This window comes from Nitratireductor alexandrii, assembly GCF_004000215.1.
GTDB classification, from domain to species: Bacteria; Pseudomonadota; Alphaproteobacteria; order Rhizobiales; family Rhizobiaceae; genus Mangrovimarina; species Mangrovimarina alexandrii.
The window spans coordinates 455,430-480,456 of the sequence record NZ_RBVY01000003.1; the positions used below are offsets into that span (position 1 = coordinate 455,430).

Below are 25,027 nucleotides of genomic sequence, written 5' to 3' on the forward strand. Positions count from 1 at the left end.
ATGAAAATAATATATCAAAAACAATAGCTTAAGGAGGGAGCGGCGGACTGCCTGGCCCGCCGCCGGCCGGCCGTCAGGTATTCATCGAATCGAAGAAATCGGCATTGCTCTTGGTCTGCTTGAGCTTGTCGATCAAGAATTCGATCGCATCCGTGGTTCCCATCGGCGACAGGATGCGGCGCAGCACGAAGATCTTCTGCAGGTCCTGGCGCGGGATCAGCAGATCCTCCTTGCGTGTGCCCGACTTCAAAATGTCGATCGCCGGGAAGATGCGCTTGTCGGCGACCTTGCGGTCGAGCACGATCTCGGAATTGCCGGTACCCTTGAATTCCTCGAAGATGACCTCGTCCATCCGGCTGCCCGTGTCGATCAACGCCGTGGCGATGATGGTCAGCGAGCCGCCTTCCTCGATATTGCGCGCCGCGCCGAAAAACCGCTTCGGTCGCTGCAGGGCGTTGGCGTCGACGCCGCCGGTCAACACCTTGCCCGACGACGGCACCACGGTGTTGTAGGCGCGGCCGAGCCGGGTGATCGAATCGAGCAGGATCACCACGTCGCGGCCGTGCTCGACCAGGCGCTTGGCCTTCTCGATCACGATTTCGGCGACCTGGACGTGGCGTGCGGCCGGTTCGTCAAAGGTCGAGGACACCACCTCGCCGTTCACCGAGCGCTGCATGTCGGTCACTTCTTCCGGCCGCTCGTCGATCAGAAGCACGATCAAAAAGCACTCGGGATGGTTGGTGGTGATCGAATGGGCGATGTTCTGCAAAAGCACCGTCTTGCCGGTGCGCGGCTGGGCCACGATCAGCGCGCGCTGGCCCTTGCCGAGCGGCGCCACCAGATCGATCACCCGCGACGAGCTGTCCTTGGTCGTCGGATTGTCGATCTCCATCCGCAGCCGCTCATTCGGGTAAAGCGGCGTCAGATTGTCGAAATGGATCTTGTGACGGATCTTTTCCGGATCCTCGAAATTGATCGTGCTGACCTTGAGCAGCGCGAAATACCGCTCGCCCTCCTTTGGGCTGCGGATCGGCCCCTCGACCGTGTCGCCGGTCTTCAGCGAAAACCGCCGGATCTGCGAGGGCGAAATATAGATGTCGTCCGGACCGGGCAGATAGTTGGCATTGGCCGAACGCAGGAAGCCGAACCCGTCCTGCAGAACCTCCACCACGCCCTCGCCGATGATCTCGACATCCTGCGCGGCCAGCTTCTTCAGGATCGCGAACATCAGCTCCTGCTTGCGCATGACGCTGGCGTTTTCGACCTCCAGCGACTCCGCGAAGGCGATCAGGTCGGTGGGTTTCTTGCTCTTGAGGTCTTGGAGTTTCATTTCTTGCATATTGCGTGCTCAAAGGCGGAGGGAAAAACAGCGGAAAAGGCGAATGCCCGCGGCAGAGTTGAGAATGCTATGCGGCTGCGCTGTAGGGGAGGGAAGAAATCCTTAATCCTTCCCGACCGAAAGCGCAAGAACGGTTTTGGATCAGAACGGCTTGACGACAACCAGGATCACGATCGCGATCATCAACACCGTCGGAACTTCATTCATCAGCCGCCAGAACCGCGCCGGCCGCTGATTGCGGTCTTCGGCGAAACGGCGAACGGCAGCCGAAAAATAGCCATGCGCCCCCGACATCGCAAGAACCAGTGCAATCTTTGCGTGCAGCCAGCCACCCGAAAACCCGAAACCCTGCCAGGCGAGCCAAAGGCCGAGCGCCCAACTCACCATCATCGCCGGGTTGATGATCGCCCGCAAAAGCCGGCGTTCCATCACCTTGAACGTCTCCGACTGCGCAGAACCGGGCTCAGCCGCGCAATGATAGACGAACAGCCGCGGCAGGTAGAGCATGCCCGCCATCCACGATATCACCGCCAGCACGTGGACCGCCTTGATCCACAGATAATAGGCCGACAGGTCGAACGCAAACAGCGCCAGCACCGCGAGCGCCAGAACGCCCAGCGCGACGATCGCCCTGACGAGCGGGCTCGCCTTTGCCGGCGATGGCGCCCCGACGCTCATGCCCGCGCCCGAACCCGTGCGATCATCGCCTCGACATGGGCGATCGGCGTCTGCGGCGTGATGCCGTGCCCGAGATTGAAGATCAGCGGCCCGTCCGACAAGCGCTCGAGAATGCGGTCGACCCCCCTGTCGAGCGCGTCTCCGCCGGCCACCAGCCGCAGCGGATCGAGATTGCCCTGCACGGCGCCGTCCGCCTGCAGCCGTCGCGCCTGGGCAAGCGGCACCGTCCAGTCCAGGCCCAGCCCGTCGACGCCGGTCGCGGCGCGATAGTCGTCGAAACGGCTGCCCGCGCCCTTCGGAAAGCCGATCACCGGAATGTCGGGATAACGTTCCTTGATCGTCGCCACCATCCGCGCCACCGGCTTCACGCAGAACCGGGTAAACTCCTCCTCGCCGAGCACCCCCGCCCAGGAATCGAATATCTGCACCGTATCGGCGCCGGCCTCGATCTGGCGCAGCAGATAATCGGCCGAGATATCGGCCAACAGGCCGATCAGCCGGTCCATGGCTTCCGGTTCGCTGTAGGCAAACAACCGCGCCGGCGCCTGGTCGGGCGTGCCGTGACCGGCAATCATATAGGTCGCGACCGTCCATGGCGCGCCGCAAAATCCGATCAGCGCGGTTTCGGCCGGCAGGGATTGCCGCAGACGCGACACGGTTTCGTAGACCGGCGCCAGCCTGTGGTGAAAATCGGAGACGTCCAGATCGGCGATCTCCGACACGCCGATCGGCGTCATCAGCGGTCCTCTGCCTTCCTCGAAGCGCAAATCGCGGCCGAGCGCATGCGGGACGACCAAAATGTCGGAAAACAGGATCGATGCGTCGAAACCGAACCGCCGGATCGGCTGCATCGTCACTTCAACCGCCAGATCGGGATTGTAGCACAGATCGAGAAAGCTCCCGGCTTCCTTCCGCACCTGTCTGTATTCAGGCAGGTAGCGTCCGGCCTGCCGCATCATCCAGAGCGGCGGCGGGGAGAGGCTTTCGCCTTTCAGGACACGTATCAGCCGTCGGTCACTGCCCATGCGGAATCCTTCCAGTTACGGACTCACTTAAAGAAAGAGATTCGAGAAGGGAACTTTTTGTTCTTCTATGACTCTGTCGAAAACGGGGATTGGCGCCAGTCCCCAGATTGTCGCGGCATGCGCATGCTCCGGCACGCAAACCGCCTTGTTCCCTAGGCCTTGTTCATTATGGGGAAAATCAAAAATACCGCTTTGTTTTCAATATATTGAAAAAGAGACGATTTTCTCTCGAATTCAGCCTCGGCTGAAAAACCGGCTTGGCCCACCAAGTTCTCAACAGCCTGGCAAACCTGTCCCGTCCGCCCTGGATTGTGGATGACTCGACATCTGATACAGTCGCCTCCGCCGGGCCGGTGTCAGGGTCGGGCTTATCCACACTCCCCAACAGGACCGTCGTGCCCCTGTGAACAGACCCCAGAGTTTTTTCCATCTCCATCTGATATCCGACGCGACCGGCGAGACGCTGCTGGCGGCCGGCCGTGCCGCGTCCGCGCAATACAAGGATGCCCGCGCCGTCGAGCACATCTATCCGCTGATACGCACCGAACGGCAGCTCCAGGCGGTGCTGGACGAGATCGACGCCGAACCGGGCATCGTCCTTTATACGGTCGTCGACGAGACGCTGGCGCGCACCATCGACGAACGCTGCGCGGCGATGGGCCTGCCATGCGTGTCCGTGCTCGAGCCGGTCCTGACCGTGTTCCAGTCCTATCTCGGCGCGCCGGCCGGCCGGCGGGTCGGCGCCCAGCACGCGCTCGACGCGGACTATTTTAGGCGCATCGACGCGCTGAACTTCACCATGGATCATGATGACGGCCAGCTTCCCGCCGACATCGAAGAAGCCGATATCGTGCTGGTGGGCATCTCGCGCACCTCCAAGACGCCGACCAGCATCTATCTGGCCAATCGTGGCATCAAGACCGCGAATGTCCCGATCGTGCCGGGCGTTCCGGTACCCGAGGCCCTGTCGCAGGCGAAAAAGCCGCTGATCGTCGGCCTGGTCGCTTCGGCCGAGCGCATATCGCAGGTGCGCCAGCATCGCATTCTGGGGGCGACGGCCGGTTTTGATTCCGAATCTTATGCCGACCGCGCCCATATCGTTCAGGAATTGTCCTATGCCCGCCAGATCTGCACCCGCAATGGCTGGCCGACGATCGACGTCAGCCGCCGCTCGATCGAGGAAACCGCCGCCGCCATTCTTGCGCTGCGCGGCAGAAGCCGTTAGCCAGCCGACATGACCCGAAACCAGACACGACCGCCGCTCGTGCTCGCCTCGCGCAGCCCGTTCAGGCTCAAAATGCTCGCCGATGCCGGCGTGCCGGTCGAGGCGATCGCCGCCGACATCGACGAGCGCGCCGCCGAGGCGCCGTTGCTTAACAGCGGCGCCGGCGCCGAGGATGTCGCCTTGGTGCTTGCCGAGGCCAAGGCCGGCGCCGTCGGCGAAAAAAGGCCGGACGCGCTGGTCATCGGCGCCGACCAGACGCTGTCGCTCGATGGCGAATTGCTGCACAAGCCCGCCGACATGGCCGAGGCGCGGCGCCGGTTGCTGCACCTGTCGGGCAAGACCCATCAGCTCAACAGCGCCGTGGTGCTCGTGCGTGGCGGCCAAACCCTGTGGCGGCACGTTGCGGTCGCGCAGATGACGGTGCGCCCGCTGGCGCCCGACTTTGTCGGCTGTCATCTCGCCCGTGTCGGCGACGCCGCCTTGGCCAGTGTCGGCGCCTATCAGGTCGAGGGTGAAGGCATTCAGCTTTTCGAGCGCATTGACGGCGATTTCTTCGCCATTATCGGCCTCCCGCTTTTGCCGCTTCTGGCTGCGCTGCGCGATCTGGGCGCCATCGATGGCTGAGCGGGCGCGGCGCGCTTTCGTCTGCGGCTGGCCGGTCGCGCATTCCCGCTCGCCGCTGATCCACCGCTACTGGCTGGCCGAGCACGATATCGACGGCAGCTACGATGCCGTTGCGGTCGATCCGGCCGGTTTCGACGATTTCGTCGGCGGCTTGCTCGAGGCCGGATGGGCCGGCGGCAACGTCACCATTCCGCACAAGGAACGTGCCGTCGCGCTGGCCGAGCGTCGCGACGCCGCCGCCGAGAGAATCGGTGCGGCCAACACGTTGTGGTTCGAAAACGGCAGGCTGCACGCGGCCAACACCGATTGGTCGGGGTTTGCCGCCAATCTCGATCAGGGCGCGCCGGGCTGGCGTGACCGCGAGCGGGCGGTCGTGCTCGGCGCCGGCGGCGCGGCGCGGGCGGTGATCCATGCCCTGCAGGTTGCCGGCTATCGGCAGATCGCCATCGTCAACCGCACGGTGGAAAGGGCGCAGGCCCTCGCCGCGCGTTTCGGCGCCGGCGTTGGCGTCGCGCCGTGGCAGGGCCTGGGCGGCCTGCTTGCGGATTGCGACCTCCTGGTCAACACGACCTCGCTCGGCATGGACGGCGCGTCCGGCCACGCGTTCGATCTTGACCGCCTCGGCGCGCGCACGATCGTCACCGACATCGTTTATGTGCCGCTGGTCACGCCGTTGCTCGCGCAGGCTGCGGCACGCGGCTGTGTCACGGTCGACGGGCTCGGCATGCTGTTGCACCAGGCTGTGCCCGGGTTCGAAGCCTGGTTCGGGGTCCGGCCGCAGGTGACGGACGCGCTGCGCGCCCTCGTCGTTGCCGACATGGAGCGCGCGGGATGATCGTTCTCGGCCTTACCGGTTCGATCGGCATGGGCAAATCGACCACGGCGCGGTTTTTCGCCGAATGCGGCGTGCCGGTCCACGATGCCGACGCGGCGGTTCACGCGCTTTACGAAGGCAAGGCGGTTCCTCTGGTCGGCGCGCGGTTCCCCGAGGCGATCGTCGCCGGCAAGGTCGATCGCGCGCGGCTGGCCGAGCAGGTGCTGGGCAAGCCCGAGGCGCTCAGGGCGCTGGAGGCGATCGTCCATCCGCTGGTTCGCGCCGCCGAACTGGAATTTCTCGCCGCGCACAGGAAAAAGGGCACGCCGCTGGTCGTGCTCGACATTCCGCTTCTTTACGAGACCGGCGGCGAACAAAGGGTCGACCGCGTGCTGGTCGTGACCGCGCCGCCAGAGGTGCAGCGCGAACGGGTGCTCGCCCGGCCGGGCATGACGCCCGAGCGTCTGCAAAACATCCTCGACAAGCAGGTGCCGGATGCCGAGAAGCGCCGCCGCGCCGATTTCGTGCTCGATACCGGGCTCGGCATGGATCACGCGCGGCGCCGGGTCGCGGAGATCGTCGACACCTTGACCGGCAAACCGGAAAAGGAACCGCGCGATTAGCACCGCCGGTGCGGTGGGGTCGCCGGTAGCTGTGGTGAAATCGCCTGCCGTGAGACGATGCTGATGCAGTCCTCGGCCATCATGGTCTAGTGTGGAAGCCGAATCAGGGTTTTGAGGCCGCCATGCGCGAGATCATCTTCGACACCGAAACCACCGGGCTCGACGCCCGCGAGGACCGCGTGATCGAGATCGGAGCGGTCGAGCTGGTCAACCGGTTTCCCTCCGGACGGGTCTTTCACGTCTATATTCATCCCGAAAGCCGGGCCATTCATCCCGAAGCGCAGGCCGTGCACGGCATCAGCCTGGCCGATCTGGAGGGAAAGCCGGTTTTCTCCGAGATCGCCGAGGAGTTTCTGGCTTTTGTGGGCGACGGCAAGCTGGTGGCCCACAATGCCGGCTTCGACATGGGCTTCATCAATCACGAGCTGGCCCGCTTGAAAATCGATGCGGTGGATCCGGATCGGGTGATCGACACGCTGGCGATCGCGCGGCGCAAACATCCCATGGGGCCGAACTCGCTCGATGCGCTGTGTCGGCGCTACGGTATCGACAACAGCCGCCGCACCAAGCACGGCGCCTTGCTCGATTCGGAATTGCTGGCCGAAGTCTATATCGAACTGGTGGGCGGAAAGCAGGCGGCACTCGGTCTGGAAGTGCGCAGCGCCGACACCGAGGAAACCGGCCGCGACATCGACATGATCGCGATCAGGCCGCGTGCGCGCGTGCTGCCGTCGCGCTTGACGGATAAAGCACGCGCGGCGCATGCGAAAATGGTCGAAACGCTTGGCGAAAACGCGATCTGGACGCGTATCGACATTCAGCAGGAAAAAAACACGCCCGGCTGAACGGTCCCGCCCCTGTCGATCGGCCGGGCCCGGCCGCGCGCGGCGCGACCGGGGTTGCCGGTCAGCTTGCCTGGGCTTTGGCCTTGGCCTGATCCTCGGCGACCTTCTTTTGGAAGATCTGCGCGAAGTCGATCGGGTCGAGCATCAGCGGCGGGAAGCCGCCATTGCGGGTCGCGTCCGCGATGATCTGGCGCGCGAACGGGAAAAGCAGCCGCGGGCATTCGATGAACAGCACCGGCAGCACGTGTTCCTTGGGGAACCCGGCGACCCGGAATACGCCGCCATAGGCGAGCTCGACGTTGAACAGCACCGAGTCCTGATGGCTGGCCTTGGCCGTCAGCATCAGATTGACGTCGTACTCGTTTTCCGAGATCGAGTTGGCGTTGACGTTGACGTTGATATTGATGTTCGGGGCCTGGTCGCGCCCGCGCAGCGAATTCGGCGCGCCGGGGCTTTCGAAGGACAGGTCCTTGACATATTGCGCCAGAACGTTGAGCGACGGCTGCGTGCCGTTTCCGTTCCCGGTTGCTGCCGCGGCGCCAGCCGCTCCCTTATCCGTCGATTTCTCGTCAGCCATTCGATCTTGCCTTTGCCTGGAGGCCGCGCCGCGACCCGAAAATTTGCGCGTTCGCTATCATGGGCGGCTGTTTGAAACAAGCGCGCACAGCCGCAATCAGCGGCCTTCTGGGCGGCCGAACGCCCTATTCGTCGCGATTCGGCTCCTTCCAGGGCGAATCCGAAGGGCGCGAGCGGGTGAAATCCTTCTCGTCGAGGTCGATGACCGTCTTGTCGCGGGGGGCGAAGTCCGGCTCGGGTCTTCCGCCGACGTCGAAACGCACCTTCAGGCGCGATTTGACCAGCGACCAGACCGCGTCGCGGAAGGCGGGTACGAACAGCGCGAAGCCGAGCGCATCGGTGACGAAACCCGGCAGCAGCAAAAGCAGTCCGGCAAACAGGATCATGGCGCCATGGACGAGTTCGCGCTGAGGAACGCGCCCGGCATCGGTTTCGGCCTGGATGCGGCGCAGTATCCCGAAACCCTGCACGCGCAGCAGCACGGAGCCGATCAGGGCGGTCAGAACCACGATCGCCAGGGTCGCGAAAACGCCGATCCGCCCGCCAATCGCGACGAAAGCCGCGATTTCAAGCAGCGGAACGACCAGAAATATCGCAAAAAGGGTTGGAAATCTCACGCGTGTCACTTCGTTTGTCCGCAGATCGGACTGTTGTGATAAAATGGCCGGCAAATTGACGATGCGACCTGCACGACCCCAACATAGTCATGCTACGGTCGGATTTGAATGATTGACCGTCGCGTTCTATATGCAGTCGTCAGGGGCCGGCTCCATCGAGCCGGACCGGATGGCTAACAACAACGGCGACGATTTTCGAGGCGGTTCGGCGGACACGATGGAATTTCTGGATATCGGAACACTGTTTTTCGTTGTCGCCGCGGTGGTGATCTTCCTGCAGTTGCGCAACGTTCTGGGGCGCCGGACGGGTAACGAGAAGCCGCCTTTCGATCCCTATACCGCCAATCGCACGCGCGAGACCGACACCGACAAGCCGCAGGACAATGTGGTGTCGTTGCCGCGACGCAAATCGGCCGGCGACGGCGAACAGGAATCGCCTTATGCGGCGATCGACAAATACGCCGCGCCCGGCACGGAGCTCAACAAGGGGCTACGCGCCATTCGCGACGCCGACCCCTCCTTCGATCCGCGCGGTTTCACCGAGGGGGCCAAGCTCGCCTACGAGATGATCGTCATGGCCTATGCCGATGGCGACCGCAAGACACTGAAAAACCTCCTGTCGCGCGAGGTCTATGACGGGTTCGTCGCCGCGATCTCCGAGCGCGAGAAGCGGTCGGAAAAGATCCAGTCCTCCTTCGTCGGCATCGACAAGGTCGATATCGTTTCGGCCGAGATGAAAGGATCGGAGGCGCATCTGACCCTGCGCATCGTCAGCGAGCTGATCTCGGCGACGCGCGACGGCGCCGGGGAGGTGATCGACGGCGATCCCGAAACGGTTGCCGAGGTCAAGGATGTGTGGACCTTCGCCCGCGACACGCGTTCGCGCGATCCGAACTGGAAATTGGTGGCCACGGAAGCCGAAGACTGATCGCCGGCGTGGGCGGCCCGTGTCCTTGTCCCCCCTTTTGCGGCGTGTCGGTTTCGACGCGCTGCCCGGCTGGGACGCCGACGACGGCCGCGCTGCGTTCGCGGCCTATCGGCGCAGCGCTGAGATGGCGGCCACTCGGACCTATCGCACCGGCAGCCTCGGTATAAGCGCCGCCGCCTTCGCGTCCGCCCATGCCGCCGCCCGCGCCGCGCCGCCACCCGACGGCCGCGCGGCACGAACCTTTTTCGAAACCCATTTCGTTCCCTTTCGCGTCGTACCGGACGGCCGCGCGCGCGGTTTCGTCACCGGTTATTACGAGCCGGAAGTCGACGCCGCGCCGCAGGCCTCGCCCGCCTTCAGATATCCGCTTCTTTCGCGCCCGGCCGATCTGGTGGCGGTCGACGACGACAACCGCCCGCCCGGCCTCGACCCCTATTTCGCCTTCGCCCGCCAATACCCGGACGGTCGCCTGGGCGAATATTTCGACCGCGCCGCGATCGAGGCCGGCGCGCTGTCGGGCCGGGGCCTGGAGATCGCCTGGCTCGCCGATCCCGTCGACGTGTTTTTCATCCATGTCCAGGGCGCGGCGCGGCTGCGCATGCCCGACGGCACGGTCAGGCGCGTAACCTATGCCGCCAAGAGTGGACATCGCTTCACGGGACCCGGCGGAATTCTGGCCGAAATCGGCGAATTGGCGCGCGAAAACGTCACAATGCAGACGATTCGGGCCTGGTTTTGGGAAAATCCGCAGCGAAAATCCGAGATTTTGTGGCAGAATCGCTCCTTTATCTTCTTTAAGGACGCGCCGGTCGACGATTCCGCGCTTGGCCCGGTCGCGGCGGCCAAGGTGCCGCTGACGGCCGGCCGCTCGCTTGCGGTCGACCGCCTGCTGCACACGTTCGGCACGCCGGTTTTCGTTCATGCGCCGGATCTTGCGGCGTTCGGCGAGGCGCCGTTTTCGCGGCTGATGATCGCCCAGGACACCGGCTCCGCCATCACCGGTCCCGCCCGCGGCGATCTGTTTGCCGGCTCCGGCGCGGCGGCCGGCGACATCGCCGGGGTGGTCCGCCACGATGCCGATTTCTTCGTGCTCGTTCCGCGTGTCCTGGCCGACGGGGCCGGCGCATGAGGACCCGGGCGACAAAGGGCCTGACCGAGCAGGACCGTGTCCTGTGGGAGCGGGTCGCCCGCACCGCCACGCCGCTTGACGGCCGCCGCCTGCCGCCGGCGGAGATCGCCGCCCCGACCGCCCCGCCGGCTTCAAAAGACCCGGCGCGCGCGCGCCCAAAGGCGGGCCCGGCCGCTGCCCGGCCGCCTGCCGACGCCGGATCCGAGCCCAGAGCGGGTGGCATCGACCGGCCGACCCGGCAGAAACTGGCCAAAGGCCGCGTCGCGCTCGAGGCCAGTGTCGACCTGCACGGTCTCACCCAGAGCCAGGCCCACGGGCTGCTTTTGTCCTTCCTGCTGCGCGCGCACGCCGCCGGCATCCGCCATGTCCTGGTCATCACCGGCAAGGGCGCCTCGTTCGGCAGCGACGGCGTCTTGCGCCGCGCCGTACCCGGCTGGCTGGCGACCCCGTCTTTCCGCGCCATCGTCGGCGGCTTCGAACCCGCCGCACGGCACCATGGCGGCAACGGCGCGCTTTACATACGTTTGCGCCGGGCCGGCGATCCGAGGCGCTGATGACGCCGTTCGGCGAAAAAATGCGCGCCATGCGCCGCGACAAGGGCGTGACCCAGAAGGAGATGGCGCAGGCGCTCGGCGTCAGTCCGGCCTATCTGTCGGCGCTCGAACGCGGTCACCGCGGCGTACCGAGCTGGACGTTCCTGCAAAAGGTGCTCGGCTATTTCAACATTATCTGGGACGATGCGGAGGAATTGCGCCGGATCGCCGAGCAATCGCGGCCCCGGGTGGTGATCGACACGAGCGGGCTTTCGCCCGCCGCGACCCGCCTCGCCAATCTGCTGGCTACCGATATCGCCCGGCTCGACGAGGACGACATCGCCGCGCTGATCGAGCGGATCCGGGCGGTGGGACGGCGTTCGAAGCGCTTCGACTGATCTTTTTCCGCCGTGTGGCGACGGGCGCCCGCCTTGTCCGCTCGCCCGGCGATCAATTGGCCGCAAACAGCGCCTTGAGTTCGCTCAGTCGGTCGTTGACCAGCCAGCCATAATAGTTTTCCTCCGGCAGCCGCTTCTCCTCGCCTTTGGCCGCGCGTTCGGCGTTCTCCCGGCGCAGCGCCTGCGCCCGCTCGCGCGGATTGCCGACATTGTAGAGCGTCGCGGTGATACCGGGATTGCCGGAAATGTCGAAACCGGCGATCTCCGCATAGGCGTCGATCGCGGTTTTCAGCGTCGCCGCGACATAGGGCAGGGTCAGGTCCGGGTCCATGATGGTGCGATAGACCTGCTGCGGATAGCGGTGATCGAGCTTGGGCAGTCCGGAGACCCGGTGCACCGCGTCGCTCATCTGCAGGGCCGTCAGCGGGTTGAGCTGGCCGATGCCGAAGGTCTGGCCCGCGTAAAAGGGCTGAAAGAACACTGCGCTGAAGCGGTTGTTGGGAAATCCCTTGCCGTCGACGACACGACCGCGAAACTGCGTGTTCCAAACCCTTTCGCGACAGGTCCACAGCGCGTAGCTGCCGGTTTCGGCATCGCAGGCGGCGAATTGCGGCCGCTTGATGAAGGCGTCGACGTCCTCGCCGTCGAAGGCGAAGGAGAACCGTGTCGTCAGATAGGACACCGCCTTGACGTAGTAGGTCTGCAGCCGGTCATAGGCATCGACATTGTAGGTATGCTCGCCGACGATGGCGCCGACGATGTGCATCGGATCGATGCGATAGGCGGCGGCGGCCTCGACGATCTTGGCCCGCAGCTTGCCGTCGCGCTTCAGCAAGGCGTAGACCTTGCGGTATTTGGCCTCGAACGTGGTCTTGAGCGCACGCGTGCGCGACCCCGAGCCGAACGGGATGTCGGGCTGCTCGGCATGCCGGTTGCCGGCGGGAACCGGACTGGCTGCCAGCGCGGGCGCCGCGAGGACACCCGCCGCCAGAATCAGGACCCAAAAAATCTGCCTTGCCATATGTCCCAGGCAACCGTGAACATGATTTCGTTTCGGCACGGTAGGAAAAGCGCCGCTGCGAGTCGAGAGCGCGGCCGGCGAGTTTGCGCTCTTTGGCGTGTCGAAACGGAAAGACTGTTTCGACATCCTTGCCGCTTCCTAAAGAATGAATCGGGACAGATCTGTGTTCTTGGCCAGATCGCCGACATTCTTGGCCACATAGTCGGCATCGATCGTCAGCGTCGTTCCCGACCGGTCGGGCGCCTCGTAGGAGATATCGTCGAGCACCCGTTCCATCACCGTCTGCAGCCGGCGCGCGCCGATATTCTCCACCGAGGCGTTGAGGTCGACGGCGATGCCGGCCAGCGAATCGATGGCGTCGTCGGTGAAGTCGAGCGTCACGCCCTCCGTCTGCATCAAAGCGACATATTGCTTGATCAGGCTCGCCTCGGTTTCGGTCAGGATGCGCCGGAAATCCTCCTTTTCCAGAGCCCGCAGCTCGACGCGGATCGGCAGCCGGCCCTGCAGCTCGGGTAAAAGGTCCGACGGCTTCGAGACGTGGAAGGCGCCCGAGGCGATGAACAGGATATGGTCGGTCTTGACCGGACCGTATTTGGTGGCGACCGTGGTGCCTTCGACCAGCGGCAGCAGGTCGCGCTGCACGCCCTCGCGCGAGACCCCGGCTCCCACGCCGCTCTCGCGCGTGGCGATCTTGTCGATCTCGTCGAGGAAGACGATCCCGTCATTTTCCGTGATCGACAGCGCCCGGCTCACCACCTCGTCCTGGTCGAGCAGCTTGTCGGACTCGTCGTTGATGAGGTGCGCGTAAGAGTCCTTGACCGTGGTCTTGCGTGTCTTGGTGCGTCCGCCCATCGCCTTGGACAGCATGTCGTTGATGTTGAGCACGCCTATATTGGCGCCCGGCATGCCCGGGATTTCCAGGGACGGGCCGGACGTGTCGGCGACCTCGACCTCGATCTCCTTGTCGTCGAGCTCGCCGTTTCGCAGTTTCTTGCGAAAGCTGTCGCGCGTCGCCGGGCTGGCGTTCTTGCCCACCAGCGCCTCAAGCACCCGTTCCTCGGCATTGATGTGGGCGCGCGCCTTGACATCCTCGCGCATCTTGTCGCGCACCAGGCCCATCGCCACCTCGACCAGGTCGCGGATGATCTGTTCGACGTCGCGCCCGACATAACCGACTTCGGTGAATTTGGTCGCTTCCACCTTGATGAACGGGGCGCCGGCGAGCCGCGCCAGCCGGCGCGAGATCTCGGTCTTGCCGACGCCGGTCGGGCCGATCATCAGGATGTTTTTCGGCATCACCTCCTCGCGCATCTGGCCTTCGAGCTGCTGGCGGCGCCAGCGGTTGCGCAGCGCGATCGCCACGGCGCGCTTGGCGTCCTTCTGGCCGATAATGTAGCGGTCGAGTTCGGAAACGATCTCGCGGGGGGAAAATGTGGTCATGACGGGGTCTCGTTTGTGTTTTCGCCGTGCTGCATCGAAAGCCAGTCGCCGGTGCGCCCCGCAAGCTGCGGGACCGGCCGCAAGGCGATGTGCGGCGTGTCAATCGGCATCGAGGGTTTCGATCACGATGTTGCGATTCGTGTAGACGCAGATGTCGGCCGCGATCTCCATCGCGGCGCGGGCGATCTCCTCGGCCGATTTGTCGGTCTCGGCCAGGGCACGCGCGGCGGCGAGCGCGTAATTGCCGCCGGAGCCGATCGCCATGACCCCATGCTCGGGTTCCAGCACGTCGCCAGTGCCGGTAAGCGCCAGGGTCACGCTCTTGTCGGCGACCAGCATCATCGCCTCGAGCCGGCGCAGATAGCGGTCGGTGCGCCAGTCCTTGGCCAGCTCCACGCAGGCCCGCGTCAACTGGTCGGGATATTGTTCGAGTTTGGTTTCCAGCCGTTCGAGCAGGGTGAAGGCATCGGCGGTCGCGCCGGCAAAACCGGCGATCACATTGCCCTTGCCCAGGCGGCGGACCTTGCGGGCATTGCCCTTCATCACCGTCTGCCCCATCGAGACCTGGCCGTCGCCGGCGATCACCACGGTGCCGCCTTTGCGCACGGTGACGATGGTGGTCGCATGCATTGCGGGTGCTTCTGACATGAATGGCTCCGATCAGGCGCGGCCAGGGCGCAAAAAACGCGGCGTTTCGACAGGGCCTTATTTATGCAGCCGGGGCCGGATTGCAAATTCGCCCCCGACAAGCCGCGGCCTATGCCGGCGAACTGGCATTCCCCGCGCGCCGCTGTTAGAAGGCAGCGCCACGCTACTTTCAGGACAAGCGAGATGGACGCCAGCACCGGTCGCACCGCAACGATCAGCCGCAAGACCAACGAGACCGCCATCGAGGTGACGGTCGATCTCGACGGCGGCGGCAAATACGACATCGCCACCGGCGTCGGTTTCTTCGACCACATGCTCGAGCAGCTCTCGCGCCATTCGCTGATCGACATGACGGTCAGGACAAAGGGCGACCTGCACATCGACGACCATCACACGGTCGAGGATACCGGGATAGCGATCGGGCAGGCCATCGCCCGCGCGCTCGGCGAGCGGCGCGGCATCAACCGCTACGCCTCGCTCGATCTGGCCATGGACGAAACGCTGACGCGCGCCGCCGTCGACGTCTCCGGCCGGCCGTTCCTGGTCTGGAACGTGCCCTTTTCGGCGCCCAAGATCGGCACGTTCGACACCGAGCTGGTGCGCGAGTTCTTCCAGGCGCTGGCCCAGAACGCCGGTATCACGCTGCACGTGACGACGCTTTACGGCGCCAACAACCATCATGTCGCCGAGACCTGCTTCAAGGCGGTGGCGCGGGTTCTGCGCGTCGCGCTCGAGGCCGATCCGCGTCAACGCGACGCCGTGCCCTCGACCAAAGGCACGCTTGGCTAGGAATACGCTGATGGCCAGTTTCGTCGTTTTGGAACCCCCGGGCGAGCGTCCCGCCGATGACATGATCTTCGTGCGGGACGGATTCGCCTGGCTCGGTCTTTTGTTGCCCTTTTTCTGGCTGCTGTGGCATCGGCTGTGGATCGAGGCATTGCTTTTTCTGGCCGCCTCGATCGGCTTGGCGATGCTGGTCGAGTTCGCCGGTCTGGGCGTCGTCGCGCCGTTCCTGTCGCTCATTCTGGCGCTTTATGTCGGCATCGAGGGCGCGACGCTGCGGGTGTGGGCGGCGACCCGCCGCGGCTGGCGCGAATGGGGCGTCGTGGAGGCCGACACGGGCGAGGATGCCGAGGCGCGCTATGTCGCCGAACGCGGCGAGACGCCGGTTGCCGACCGCATCGCCCCGCGTGCCGCTGCACCCGGCGCGGCCCGCACGAGCGCGTCCGGCGAACCCGCGCTCGGCCTTTTCGACTATCCCGCGCGAGGCTGACAATGCGCGTCGCCATCATCGATTACGGCTCCGGCAATCTGCGCTCGGCCGTCAAGGCCTTCGAGCGCGCCGCGCGCCAGGCCGGCATCGCCGCCGAGATCGACCTGACCTCGGATGCCGAACGGGTGCGCTCGGCCGACCGCGTCGTGCTGCCGGGCGTGGGCGCCTATGCCGATTGTCGCGCCGGCCTCGATGCCGTGCCCGGCATGGTCGAGGCGATCGACGAGGCCGCGATTGCCAGGGGACGGCCTTTCCTGGGCATCTGCGTCGGAATGCAGCTGATGGCGCAGCGCGGCCTGGAAAAGACGACGACGAAGGGTTTCGGCTGGATCGCCGGCGACGTGGTCCGTATCGAGCCCGTCGCGCCCGCCTTGAAAGTTCCCCAGATCGGCTGGAACACAATCGCGCTCGTGCGGCCGCACCCGCTGTTCGAGGGCATCGCGACCGGCGAAGGCGGGCTGCACGCCTATTTCGTCCATTCCTATCATCTGCAGACGCGGGTGGCCGAGGAACTGGTCGCCGTCACCGACTATGGCGGCCGGATCACGGCGGCGGTCGGCCGCGACAACCTCGCCGGCACCCAGTTCCATCCCGAAAAGAGCCAGGCGCTCGGCCTGGCCCTGATCGCCAATTTCTTGAGGTGGAGGCCATGAGCCGCAAACGGTGTTGGATCGCAACGGCCGCAAACAGGGCGGGAGCCGAGGCATGATCCTGTTTCCCGCCATCGATCTCAAGGACGGAGAGTGCGTGCGCCTGAAGCTCGGCGACATGGCGACCGCCACGGTCTATAACGCCGATCCGGCCGCCCAGGCCGAGGCCTTCGAGGCGCAGGGCTTCGACTGGCTGCACGTCGTCGACCTGAACGGCGCCTTCGCCGGCGAAAGCGTCAACGGCGCCGCCGTCGAGGCGATCCTGAAGGCAACGCGCAACCCGGTCCAGCTCGGCGGCGGCATTCGCACGCTCGCCGATATCGAGGCCTGGCTCGACAAGGGGCTGGCGCGCGTCATTTTGGGCACGGTGGCGGTGCGCGATCCCGATCTGGTCAAAGAGGCCTGCCGGCTTTTTCCCGGCAAGATCGCGGTCGGCATCGACGCCAAGGGCGGCAAGGTCGCCGTGGAAGGCTGGGCCGAGGCCTCCAAGCTCGGCGTGATCGAGCTGGCCGAGCGTTTCGAGGGCGCCGGCGTGGCCGCGATCATCTATACCGACATCGACCGCGACGGCGTGCTTTCGGGCATCAACTGGGAGGCGACCATCGATCTGGCCAACGCGGTCTCGATCCCCGTCATCGCCTCGGGCGGGCTTGCCTCGATCGCCGATATCGTGCGCATGACCATGCCCGACGCGAAGCGGCTCGAAGGCGCGATCTCCGGCCGCGCGCTTTATGACGGACGCATCGACCCGGCCGCGGCGCTGGCCGTGCTCGGCGGCGCCAAACCGCCGGCCGGGCTGTTCGAGGACCCCGCATGACCCTGAAAGCCCGCGTCATCCCTTGTCTCGACGTCAACGACGGACGCGTCGTCAAGGGCGTCAATTTCGTCGATCTGATCGATGCCGGCGATCCCGTCGAGGCCGCCAAGGCCTATGACGCGGCCGGCGCCGACGAATTGTGCTTTCTCGACATCACCGCCTCGTCCGACAATCGCGAGACGATTTTCGACGTGGTGGCGCGCACGGCCGAGCAGTGCTTCATGCCGCTGACCGTCGGCGGCGGCGTGCGCGCGGTCGCCGATATCCGCAAGCTGCTGCTGGCCGGCGCCGACAAGGTGTCGATCAACACGGCGGCGGTGAAAAATCCCGATTTCGTCGCCGAGGCGGCCGACAAGTTCGGCGACCAGTGCATCGTCGTGGCGATCGACGCCAAAAAGGTGTCGGCCCCGGGCGAGGCCGCGCGCTGGGAGATCTTTACCCATGGCGGCCGCGAAAAGACCGGCATCGAGGCGATCGGGTTCGCACAAAAAATGGTCGACCGCGGCGCCGGCGAGATCCTGCTGACCTCGATGGATCGCGACGGCACCAAGGCCGGCTACGACCTGGCGTTGACGCGGGCGGTCGCCGACGCCGTGCGCGTGCCGGTGATCGCGTCGGGCGGCGTCGGCACGCTCGACCATCTGGTCGAAGGCATCCGCGACGGCCACGCCGCCGCCGTGCTCGCCGCCTCGATCTTTCATTTCGGCACCCATTCCATCGCCGAGGCCAAGCACCATATGGCAGCGGCCGGCATTGCCGTGCGCCTCGACCCGGCGGCGCCGGCCGGAGCGCGACCATGAGCGGATTTTCCCTGACCGATCTGGAAAAGATCATCGCCGAGCGCGGCCGCTCCGGCGATCCGCAGTCGTGGACGGCGAAGCTGTTTGCAAGCGGCACCGACAAGGCCGCGCAGAAGCTCGGCGAGGAAGCCGTCGAGGCGGTGATCGCGGCCGTGCGCGGCGATCGCGACGGTCTGGTTTCTGAAAGCGCCGATCTTGTCTATCATTGGCTGGTGGTGCTGGCGCTCGCCGACGTGCCGGTCGCCGAGGTGCTGGCCGAGCTCGAGCGCCGCACGGCGCGTTCCGGCATTGCCGAAAAGGCGGCGCGCGACGAGTGAGGCCGGCGCGAAAGGGAAGGCGATGGACCAGCTTGCTCCGGACCTGAAATATTCGCCCTACCGCTTTTTCAGCGCCGAGCGCTGGGCCGGCTTCCGCGCCGACACGCCGCTCACCCTGACCGAGGACGAAGTCCGCCGGCTGAGCTCGCTCAACGACCCGGTCGATCTCGACGAGGTGCGCCGCATCTACCTGTCGCTGTCGCGGCTCTTGTCGGCCCATGTCGAGGCGAGCCAGCTTCTGTTTCACCAGCGCAAGGTGTTCTTCAACACCGGCGACGTGGTCAAGACGCCCTTCATCATCGGCATTGCCGGTTCGGTCGCGGTCGGCAAGTCGACGACGGCGCGCATTCTCCAGGAACTTCTGGGGCGCTGGCCGTCGAGCCCCAAGGTCGACCTCGTCACCACCGACGGGTTCCTCTACCCCAACGAGGTGCTGCGCGGCGAGAACATCATGGACCGCAAGGGCTTTCCGCAAAGCTACGATGTCGGCCAGCTGTTGCGGTTCCTGTCGGCGATCAAGTCCGGCGAGCCGGACGTGCGCGCCCCGGTCTATTCCCACCTGACCTATGACGTGGTGCCCGGCGAATACGTGCTGATCGACCGGCCCGACATCCTGATCTTCGAGGGCATCAACGTCTTGCAGACCCGCGACCTGCCCCCGGACGGGCGCGCGGTGCCGGTGGTGTCGGACTTTTTCGACTTCTCGATCTATATCGACGCCGACGAAGACCTGATCCACACCTGGTATATCGACCGTTTCATGCGTCTGCGCGAGACCGCCTTCCGCAACCCGCAATCCTTTTTCCACCGCTATTCGCAGCTTTCCGAGGACGCCGCGCGCGCCATCGGCGAAAGCCTGTGGGCCAATATCAACCTGAAGAACCTGCGCGAGAATATCGTGCCGACCAGGCCGCGCGCCGACCTGATCCTGCGCAAGGGCGCCGACCATCTGGTCGAGGAGGTCGCGCTGCGCAAGCTCTAGGCGCCGTGCCGTCTTGACAGGAAAGATGCCGCCGCGCGGGCCGATCCGGCGCCCGCCGGCGGGCGGTTGCCCTCCGACTGTCATCCGGCGCAGCGGCCGGGCGATCGCGCTTGTGAGGCGGGCGGATGTGGGCTAGGTCGAGCCCGCGAAAGGGTCCGCGAGCCAAGGAGCAGCGCAGATGACGACGACGACGGTTTTGCCCGCGGGCCCGCGGGAGTTGCGCTATCCGTTTCCCGACACTCCCGAAACCGGCACGGTCGGCGAGGTCGCGCCCGGCATTTTGTGGGCGCGCATCCCGCTGCCCTTCCGTCTCGACCACGTCAACATCTACCTGATCGAGGACGGCGACGGCTGGGCCGTGCTCGACACCGGCATCGCCAACGACCAGACCCGCGAAATCTGGCGGGCGCTGGTGGCCGGGCCGCTGGCCGGCCGGCGCCTGACGCGGCTGATCGTCAGCCATTATCACCCCGACCATATCGGGCTCGCCGGCTGGCTGTGCGACCGGTTCGACCTGCCGCTTCTGACCAGCCATTCGGCCTATCTCGGCTGTCTCAACATCTCGCTCAGCCCGGGCGCGCTCGATGCCGAGCCCTATCGCGACCATTATCGCCGCCACGGCATGGCGGACGACGCGGCGCGCCTGGTCAGCACCCAGGGCCACAATTACCTGCGCATGGTGGCGCCGCTGCCGCCGGTTTTTTCGCGGCTGGTGGCCGGCGACACGCTGACGCTCGGCGGGCGCGATTTCGAGGTGCTGGCCGGCGACGGCCACGCGCCGGAGCAATTGATGCTCTACTGGCGCGACGGCAACGTGTTTTTGGCCGCCGACCAGGTGCTGGCCAGGATATCGCCCAATATCGGCGTGTGGGCGGTCGAACCCGAGGGCGACCCGCTCGGGCTCTACCTGCGCTCGCTCGCCGCGCTGCGCGCCACCATTCCGGCCGACGCGCTGGTGCTGCCCGGCCACCAGCTTCCCTTTGTCGGGCTGCACCAGCGCTGCCGCGAGCTGGCCGCCCATCACGACGAGCGCTGCGCGGCGATCGCCGAGGCCTGCGGCGCAAAGCCGCGTTCGGTGGCCGATCTGCTGCCCTTCGTGTTTCCCCGCGCGCTCGACCCGCACCAGATGGGTTTCGCCTTCAGCGAGGTCCACGCCCACGTCAACCGCATGAAGCGGCAGGGCACGCTGGTGCGCGACGCAAAAGACGAAGACGTGCACCGCTACCGGCTGGCCTGAGGCCGCAGCCAGCGCCGGACGCGGGCCCGTATCGCCACATATTTCCGAGCGGGACCGTACCGCCGCGCCCGGCGCGGTCGGCCCGACACGCGGGAAGGCGGAAAGATCAGCGCCGCCGGCGCGATCACGCCCGGAAGGTCGTGGGGCGTTGGCCGGAAGCGGTCATGAAACGGCCTTCTGGGGTTGGGCTCAGAAGGGGTTTAGGCTCTCCAGTGGCTAGAGGTTCAAGGGGAAAATCGAGTCTGTTTCAAACGCGAAGGTTGGAGATGGGGTGGATTCCTGCCCGGTCGCTTCTGAGTGGCGGAGTCGAGAAAGCGGCGAGACAGGTGGTCACCGCCCTTTGGCTGCCACGGCTCCAAGGTGATCGTAGAGGCGCGCATTCACGGTACCTGAAGTAGATATCGCTAAGAAGGACGAAATTGAAAATCCATCCATTCTGACAGATCATGAGTCCAAACGTTAAAGAGGCCGCATTTTGAGAGGACTAAAAAGCGGGCCACTTGCTGGACATTATAGACCTCATAAGGTCCCAAGCGCGGCGTTTCTTTTCCAAAAGCATGTGCTGTTACGAAATTTCGCAGGTAACTGCAGGCGTGAATAGCGTCGGGAATGGAGAGTTCGATGTCCCGGACTACTTGCCCGTCAGCGTAGGCTGAGAATTGATCGCGTGCCGGCTGGATTGCAAGTTCCGTCTCATCTCCCCTCGCGATCCAATCAATAGTTCTATTCAGATCAATTCCCATTTTTTCCAGTCGCGAAGTGATGTCCTTTAAGACCCGTGGATTCCACGTGTAATCCTTGTCCAACCATCGGGGCTTTTCTCGGCTGGAATTGATTTGCAGGTCCAACTCCTCGATTGCGGAGAAGGCAAGGTTGATAGCAATGGAACTGCGGACATGATCTGAGAACTCGCCGGAATGTTTCTCAAATATCTGACCATAGCGTGGATGTGCTGACCAAGGTGTAATAGCTTCTGTTTCGTAGCTTTTTGCGAGTTTGTGGATCGCATAGACAGTGCGCCTATCTGACCAGGCGTTGGCCGCCACTGCAAAGCCCACCGGTCTCTCCATATTGAATGAGAAAAGCTCAAAAAATCCGGTAGTCCGGAAGAGATCTGCGAAGATACTGGCCCGCACAGCCGAATCATCTGGTATTTCGAAACCTGAAGGATTTGCATATTTTTGATCCGGGAATCCTTCGACGATAAGTTCGGCAGCGCGAATGAGTTGAATGATGTTATTGGCTTCGGTTCTCTCAGCCTCCACCATCAACAATTGCCCGTGGTTCTCGCCTTCCCCTAGAGCGCCAAACTCCGCCAGTGCGTCCGGTTGCGAAACTTCAGAATACCCATTGTTGTAAAACTTAAAGCGCTTGGAAGGATCGGAAATAAAGCTCACCTTCCAACCAACGCGCCGACAGAGCGACGCCACCATTTCTGTTTGCATCGGCTCAAAGACTAAGAAGCTACAAAAAACTGGCACAAATTACTCCAATTTTTCTCCGGGTATCACCATGTGCGCTCCCAAGTCGGGTCAGTGAGGCAAAGTTGTTTATCTCAAACGAAAATAGTTCTGAGTTGCGATTATTTCCTAATTATACGCCAGTGATTTGAAATTTAGTCTTACATAGTCAGGAAAAAGGGGACGATAGGTTACCCGATGTATTGGAATACTGCATGGAATACGAGCATTCCTACAACCTAGCAGAGATCGCGGCAAGTCGGGAGCGGAGCCGGAGGCGCACAAGAAAACGGAATACGCGCCCCCGCTCCCCAAAAAATCACGGCAAATGCTGCCTGCGATCGGGCATGCGCCCGGCATGGGACGTTTTGCCGGCTGGGCCCGGTCGACGACGCCGGGTCTTTCGCCGCGCGGCGTCAAATACGAGTACCGGCAGGGTCCAGCGAGGCGGCGCGGCTTTTTGGCCCGCGCCCGCGCGCCCCTCAAATATCGAGATTGGCCACCGAGAGCGCGTTGTCCTGGATGAATTCGCGCCGCGGCTCGACCTCGTCGCCCATCAGCCGGGCGAACAGCGCGTCGGCGTCGGTGGCGTCGGCGATCTTGACCTGCAGCAGCGAGCGCGCCGCCGGATCGAGCGTCGTTTCCCACAATTGTTCGGCGTTCATCTCGCCCAGCCCCTTGTAGCGCTGCATGGTCAGGCCCTTGCGGCCGACCGCGAACACGCCGTCGAGCAGCTTGAGCGGACCGGAGATGGTTTCGCCCACATCCTTGCGGCGCAGCACCGGCTGGGTGCCGTAGACCTCGTCGAGGCGGCCGGCATAGCGGTGCAGCGCGCGCGCGTCGGCCGAGCCGATCAGCGCCATGTCGAGATGGACGACATCCTTGACGCCGCGCACGGTGCGCTCGAAGATGAAGCCGCCCGGCCCCTCGTTCGAGGTCGCCATGCGCCCTTCCCAGCCGCGCTCGGTTTCTTCCGAGATCAGGTCGAGCCGCTCGGCGATGCGGGCCGCCGTTTCGTTGGCGCGGCCGAGATCGATCACGACTTCGGGATTGAGCGCGCCGGCGATCGCCGCCTGCTCGACCACGGCGCGGTCGTAGCGCGTATGCAGGCCGTTGATCAGCGTGCGCACCGCCAGCGCGTCGTCGATCGCCGCGCGCAGGTCCGGACCGGTGCGGACCTCGCCGCTGGCGAGCTCCAGCGCGCAATCCTCCAGGCCGCCCTCGATCAGATATTCCTCGAAGGCCTGCTCGTCCTTGAGATATTGCACGCTCTTGCCGCGGGTCACCTTGTAGAGCGGCGGCTGCGCGATATAGAGGTGGCCGCGCTCGATCAGCTCCGGCATCTGGCGGAAGAAGAAGGTCAACAGCAGGGTGCGGATATGGGCGCCGTCGACGTCGGCGTCCGTCATGATGATGATCTTGTGGTAGCGCAGCTTCTCGGGATTGAACTCGTCCTTGCCGATGCCGGTGCCGAGCGCGGTGATCAGCGTGCCGATCATATCCGACGACAACATGCGGTCGAAGCGCGCGCGTTCGACGTTGAGGATCTTGCCGCGCAGCGGCAGGATCGCCTGGTTCTGGCGCGAGCGGCCGCCCTTGGCCGAGCCGCCGGCCGAATCGCCCTCGACGATGAACAGTTCCGATTTCGCCGGATCGCGCTCCTGGCAGTCGGCGAGCTTGCCGGGCAGCGAGGTGATGTCGAGCGCGCCCTTGCGGCGCGTCAATTCGCGCGCCCGGCGCGCGGCCTCGCGCGCGGCGGCGGCCTCGACCACCTTGCTGATCAGGATCTTGGCTTCCGCCGGATGTTCCTCGAACCAGGTGCTCAGCGCCTCGTTGACGAGGCTCTCGACCACCGGCCGCACTTCCGAGGAGACCAGCTTGTCCTTGGTCTGAGAGGAAAATTTCGGATCGGGCACCTTGACCGACAGCACCGCCGTCAGCCCCTCGCGGCTGTCGTCGCCGGTGAGCGACACCTTCTCCTTCTTGGCGATGCCGGAGGCCTCGGCATAGCTCGTGACCTGGCGCGTGAGCGCGCCGCGGAAACCGGCCATATGCGTGCCGCCGTCGCGCTGGGGGATGTTGTTGGTGAAGCACAGCACGTTCTCGTGATAGCTGTCGTTCCACCACATCGCCACTTCGACGGTGATGTCGTCGCGCTCGGCGCGGATCGAGATCGGCGCGGGAATGAGCGATTTGCGCGCCCGGTCGAGATAGCGCACGAATTCCTCGAGCCCGCCATCGTAGAGCAGCTCGTTGGTGACCACGTCGGCATGGCGCCGGTCGGCCAGGACGATGCGCACGCCCGAGTTCAGGAAGGCGAGCTCGCGCAGCCGATGCTCGAGCGTGGCGTAGTCGAACTCGGTCATGGTGAAGGTTTCGGGCGAGGGCAGGAAGGTGACCTCCGTGCCCGTTTCGGCGCCGGCATCGCCGGTGACCGCCAGCGGCGCGTCGGCCACGCCGTGGGTGAAGCTCATCTCGTGGATCTTGCCGTTGCGGCGGATCTTAAGCTTCAGCGTGGTCGACAGCGCGTTGACGACCGAGACGCCGACCCCGTGCAGCCCGCCGGACACCTTGTAGGAGTTCTGGTCGAACTTGCCGCCGGCGTGGAGCTGGGTCATGATCACTTCGGCGGCGGAAATGCCCTCGCCGTGGTGAATGTCGGTGGGGATGCCGCGGCCATTGTCGGTCACCGTGCACGAGCCGTCCGGGTTGAGCGTCACCGTCACCACGTCGGCATGGCCGGCCAATGCCTCGTCGATGGCGTTGTCGACCACCTCGTAGACCATGTGGTGCAGGCCGGACCCGTCATCGGTATCGCCGATATACATGCCCGGCCGCTTGCGCACGGCGTCGAGGCCCTTCAGGACCTTGATCGATTCCGCGCCGTATTCGGGCGTGCCGCCGGGCTCAATTTCGGACGAGTCGCTCATGAAATACCGCTGTTCTTTTGCCGCTGGAAAGACGCGCTTCCGCCACCCCGAATCACGCGCCGCTGGACAGGTGAGATATAGGGGTTTCGGGCCGAAAA

Annotated in this window: 27 protein-coding genes; 17 read left to right on the forward strand and 10 right to left on the reverse strand. The window is 64.8% G+C overall.

The window, feature by feature from the left end:
• Window positions 1-73 precede the first annotated feature (73 nt).
• From rho to hemE, 3 genes are all read right to left on the reverse strand, one after another.
• On the reverse strand, window positions 74-1,339 hold the full coding sequence (gene rho / locus EP380_RS08890) for a transcription termination factor Rho (protein ID WP_106570317.1): 1,266 nt from the start codon (window positions 1,337-1,339) through the stop codon (window positions 74-76).
• Window positions 1,340-1,480: 141 nt separating this feature from the next.
• Entirely contained in the window at window positions 1,481-2,017 is a 537-nt protein-coding gene (gene hemJ, locus EP380_RS08895) for a protoporphyrinogen oxidase HemJ (protein WP_106570318.1), read from the reverse strand.
• Window positions 2,014-3,042: a uroporphyrinogen decarboxylase gene (gene hemE, locus EP380_RS08900; RefSeq protein ID WP_127598066.1), complete on the reverse strand. Its 1,029-nt coding sequence runs from the start codon at window positions 3,040-3,042 to the stop codon at window positions 2,014-2,016. Before hemE ends, hemJ begins: the two co-directional genes overlap by 4 nt.
• Window positions 3,043-3,445: 403 nt before the next feature.
• On the opposite strand from hemE, the gene EP380_RS08905 reads away from it, so the two are divergent.
• From EP380_RS08905 to dnaQ, 5 genes are all read left to right on the forward strand, one after another.
• Window positions 3,446-4,267, forward strand: a complete 822-nt coding sequence (locus EP380_RS08905) for a pyruvate, water dikinase regulatory protein (RefSeq protein WP_106570320.1) — start codon at window positions 3,446-3,448, stop codon at window positions 4,265-4,267.
• Window positions 4,268-4,276: 9 nt separating this feature from the next.
• Window positions 4,277-4,891 (forward strand): Maf-like protein, encoded by a 615-nt coding sequence (locus EP380_RS08910; RefSeq protein WP_127598068.1) that lies wholly within the window; start codon window positions 4,277-4,279, stop codon window positions 4,889-4,891.
• Complete coding sequence (locus tag EP380_RS08915; protein ID WP_127598070.1) at window positions 4,884-5,726, forward strand: shikimate dehydrogenase; 843 nt, start codon at window positions 4,884-4,886, stop codon at window positions 5,724-5,726. The genes EP380_RS08910 and EP380_RS08915 overlap by 8 nt, the downstream gene beginning before the upstream one ends.
• A complete protein-coding gene (coaE, locus tag EP380_RS08920; RefSeq protein WP_127598072.1) occupies window positions 5,723-6,328 on the forward strand; it encodes a dephospho-CoA kinase in 606 nt (201 codons plus the stop codon). The genes EP380_RS08915 and coaE overlap by 4 nt, the downstream gene beginning before the upstream one ends.
• A 122-nt stretch (window positions 6,329-6,450) precedes the next feature.
• Window positions 6,451-7,173, forward strand: coding sequence for a DNA polymerase III subunit epsilon (gene dnaQ, locus EP380_RS08925; protein ID WP_127598074.1), 723 nt, complete (start codon window positions 6,451-6,453; stop codon window positions 7,171-7,173).
• Window positions 7,174-7,234: 61 nt separating this feature from the next.
• Here dnaQ and secB read toward each other — a convergent pair whose 3' ends face one another.
• Window positions 7,235-7,750, reverse strand: a complete 516-nt coding sequence (gene secB / locus EP380_RS08930) for a protein-export chaperone SecB (RefSeq protein ID WP_106570325.1) — start codon at window positions 7,748-7,750, stop codon at window positions 7,235-7,237.
• Between the two features lie 124 nt (window positions 7,751-7,874).
• Entirely contained in the window at window positions 7,875-8,366 is a 492-nt protein-coding gene (locus tag EP380_RS08935; protein ID WP_127598076.1) for an FxsA family protein, read from the reverse strand.
• Between the two features lie 217 nt (window positions 8,367-8,583).
• Between EP380_RS08935 and EP380_RS08940 the strand changes: the two genes are divergently transcribed.
• Genes EP380_RS08940 through EP380_RS08955 form a run of 4 tightly spaced genes read left to right on the forward strand, consistent with a single transcriptional unit; the run spans window position 8,584 to window position 11,354 of the window.
• Entirely contained in the window at window positions 8,584-9,294 is a 711-nt protein-coding gene (locus tag EP380_RS08940; protein WP_106570525.1) for a Tim44/TimA family putative adaptor protein, read from the forward strand.
• A 19-nt stretch (window positions 9,295-9,313) separates the two neighbouring features.
• Window positions 9,314-10,423 carry a murein transglycosylase A gene (gene mltA / locus EP380_RS08945; protein ID WP_127598079.1) on the forward strand — a complete coding sequence of 370 codons (1,110 nt, stop codon included), beginning with the start codon at window positions 9,314-9,316 and terminating at the stop codon, window positions 10,421-10,423.
• Window positions 10,420-10,977, forward strand: a complete 558-nt coding sequence (locus EP380_RS08950; RefSeq protein ID WP_127598081.1) for a Smr/MutS family protein — start codon at window positions 10,420-10,422, stop codon at window positions 10,975-10,977. The genes mltA and EP380_RS08950 overlap by 4 nt, the downstream gene beginning before the upstream one ends.
• Entirely contained in the window at window positions 10,977-11,354 is a 378-nt protein-coding gene (locus EP380_RS08955) for a helix-turn-helix domain-containing protein (protein WP_106570328.1), read from the forward strand. Before EP380_RS08950 ends, EP380_RS08955 begins: the two co-directional genes overlap by 1 nt.
• Before the next feature lie 52 nt (window positions 11,355-11,406).
• On the opposite strand, the gene EP380_RS08960 is transcribed toward EP380_RS08955, so the two are convergent.
• The 3 genes from EP380_RS08960 to hslV form a co-directional block, all read right to left on the reverse strand.
• Window positions 11,407-12,375 carry a DUF1402 family protein gene (locus EP380_RS08960; protein ID WP_127598083.1) on the reverse strand — a complete coding sequence of 323 codons (969 nt, stop codon included), beginning with the start codon at window positions 12,373-12,375 and terminating at the stop codon, window positions 11,407-11,409.
• A 138-nt stretch (window positions 12,376-12,513) separates the two neighbouring features.
• The gene (hslU, locus tag EP380_RS08965; protein ID WP_106570330.1) at window positions 12,514-13,815 is read right to left on the reverse strand and encodes an ATP-dependent protease ATPase subunit HslU; all 1,302 of its coding nucleotides are present in this window, start codon (window positions 13,813-13,815) and stop codon (window positions 12,514-12,516) included.
• 99 nt (window positions 13,816-13,914) lie between these two features.
• On the reverse strand, window positions 13,915-14,463 hold the full coding sequence (hslV, locus tag EP380_RS08970) for an ATP-dependent protease subunit HslV (RefSeq protein WP_106570331.1): 549 nt from the start codon (window positions 14,461-14,463) through the stop codon (window positions 13,915-13,917).
• Between the two features lie 183 nt (window positions 14,464-14,646).
• Between hslV and hisB the strand changes: the two genes are divergently transcribed.
• The 8 genes from hisB (at window position 14,647) to EP380_RS09010 (ending at window position 20,539) form a co-directional block, all read left to right on the forward strand.
• Window positions 14,647-15,252 (forward strand): imidazoleglycerol-phosphate dehydratase HisB, encoded by a 606-nt coding sequence (gene hisB, locus EP380_RS08975; RefSeq protein ID WP_106570332.1) that lies wholly within the window; start codon window positions 14,647-14,649, stop codon window positions 15,250-15,252.
• 10 nt (window positions 15,253-15,262) lie between these two features.
• Entirely contained in the window at window positions 15,263-15,736 is a 474-nt protein-coding gene (locus EP380_RS08980; RefSeq protein ID WP_106570333.1) for a DUF2628 domain-containing protein, read from the forward strand.
• Window positions 15,737-15,738: 2 nt separating this feature from the next.
• A complete protein-coding gene (gene hisH, locus EP380_RS08985) occupies window positions 15,739-16,389 on the forward strand; it encodes an imidazole glycerol phosphate synthase subunit HisH (protein WP_127598085.1) in 651 nt (216 codons plus the stop codon).
• 52 nt (window positions 16,390-16,441) lie between these two features.
• The gene (hisA, locus tag EP380_RS08990; RefSeq protein ID WP_106570335.1) at window positions 16,442-17,203 is read left to right on the forward strand and encodes a 1-(5-phosphoribosyl)-5-[(5-phosphoribosylamino)methylideneamino]imidazole-4-carboxamide isomerase; all 762 of its coding nucleotides are present in this window, start codon (window positions 16,442-16,444) and stop codon (window positions 17,201-17,203) included.
• Window positions 17,200-18,003, forward strand: a complete 804-nt coding sequence (gene hisF, locus EP380_RS08995) for an imidazole glycerol phosphate synthase subunit HisF (protein ID WP_127598087.1) — start codon at window positions 17,200-17,202, stop codon at window positions 18,001-18,003. The genes hisA and hisF overlap by 4 nt, the downstream gene beginning before the upstream one ends.
• Complete coding sequence (locus EP380_RS09000) at window positions 18,000-18,320, forward strand: phosphoribosyl-ATP diphosphatase (protein WP_106570337.1); 321 nt, start codon at window positions 18,000-18,002, stop codon at window positions 18,318-18,320. The genes hisF and EP380_RS09000 overlap by 4 nt, the downstream gene beginning before the upstream one ends.
• Window positions 18,321-18,342: 22 nt before the next feature.
• Window positions 18,343-19,302: a type I pantothenate kinase gene (gene coaA / locus EP380_RS09005; RefSeq protein WP_106570338.1), complete on the forward strand. Its 960-nt coding sequence runs from the start codon at window positions 18,343-18,345 to the stop codon at window positions 19,300-19,302.
• 178 nt (window positions 19,303-19,480) lie between these two features.
• The gene (locus tag EP380_RS09010; RefSeq protein ID WP_127598089.1) at window positions 19,481-20,539 is read left to right on the forward strand and encodes an MBL fold metallo-hydrolase; all 1,059 of its coding nucleotides are present in this window, start codon (window positions 19,481-19,483) and stop codon (window positions 20,537-20,539) included.
• A 404-nt stretch (window positions 20,540-20,943) separates the two neighbouring features.
• Here EP380_RS09010 and EP380_RS09015 read toward each other — a convergent pair whose 3' ends face one another.
• Together EP380_RS09015 and EP380_RS09020 are read right to left on the reverse strand one after the other, a co-directional pair.
• On the reverse strand, window positions 20,944-22,020 hold the full coding sequence (locus EP380_RS09015) for a hypothetical protein (RefSeq protein ID WP_127598091.1): 1,077 nt from the start codon (window positions 22,018-22,020) through the stop codon (window positions 20,944-20,946).
• A gap of 461 nt (window positions 22,021-22,481) precedes the next feature.
• Window positions 22,482-24,929, reverse strand: a complete 2,448-nt coding sequence (locus tag EP380_RS09020; RefSeq protein WP_106570341.1) for a DNA gyrase subunit B — start codon at window positions 24,927-24,929, stop codon at window positions 22,482-22,484.
• Window positions 24,930-25,027 lie beyond the last annotated feature (98 nt).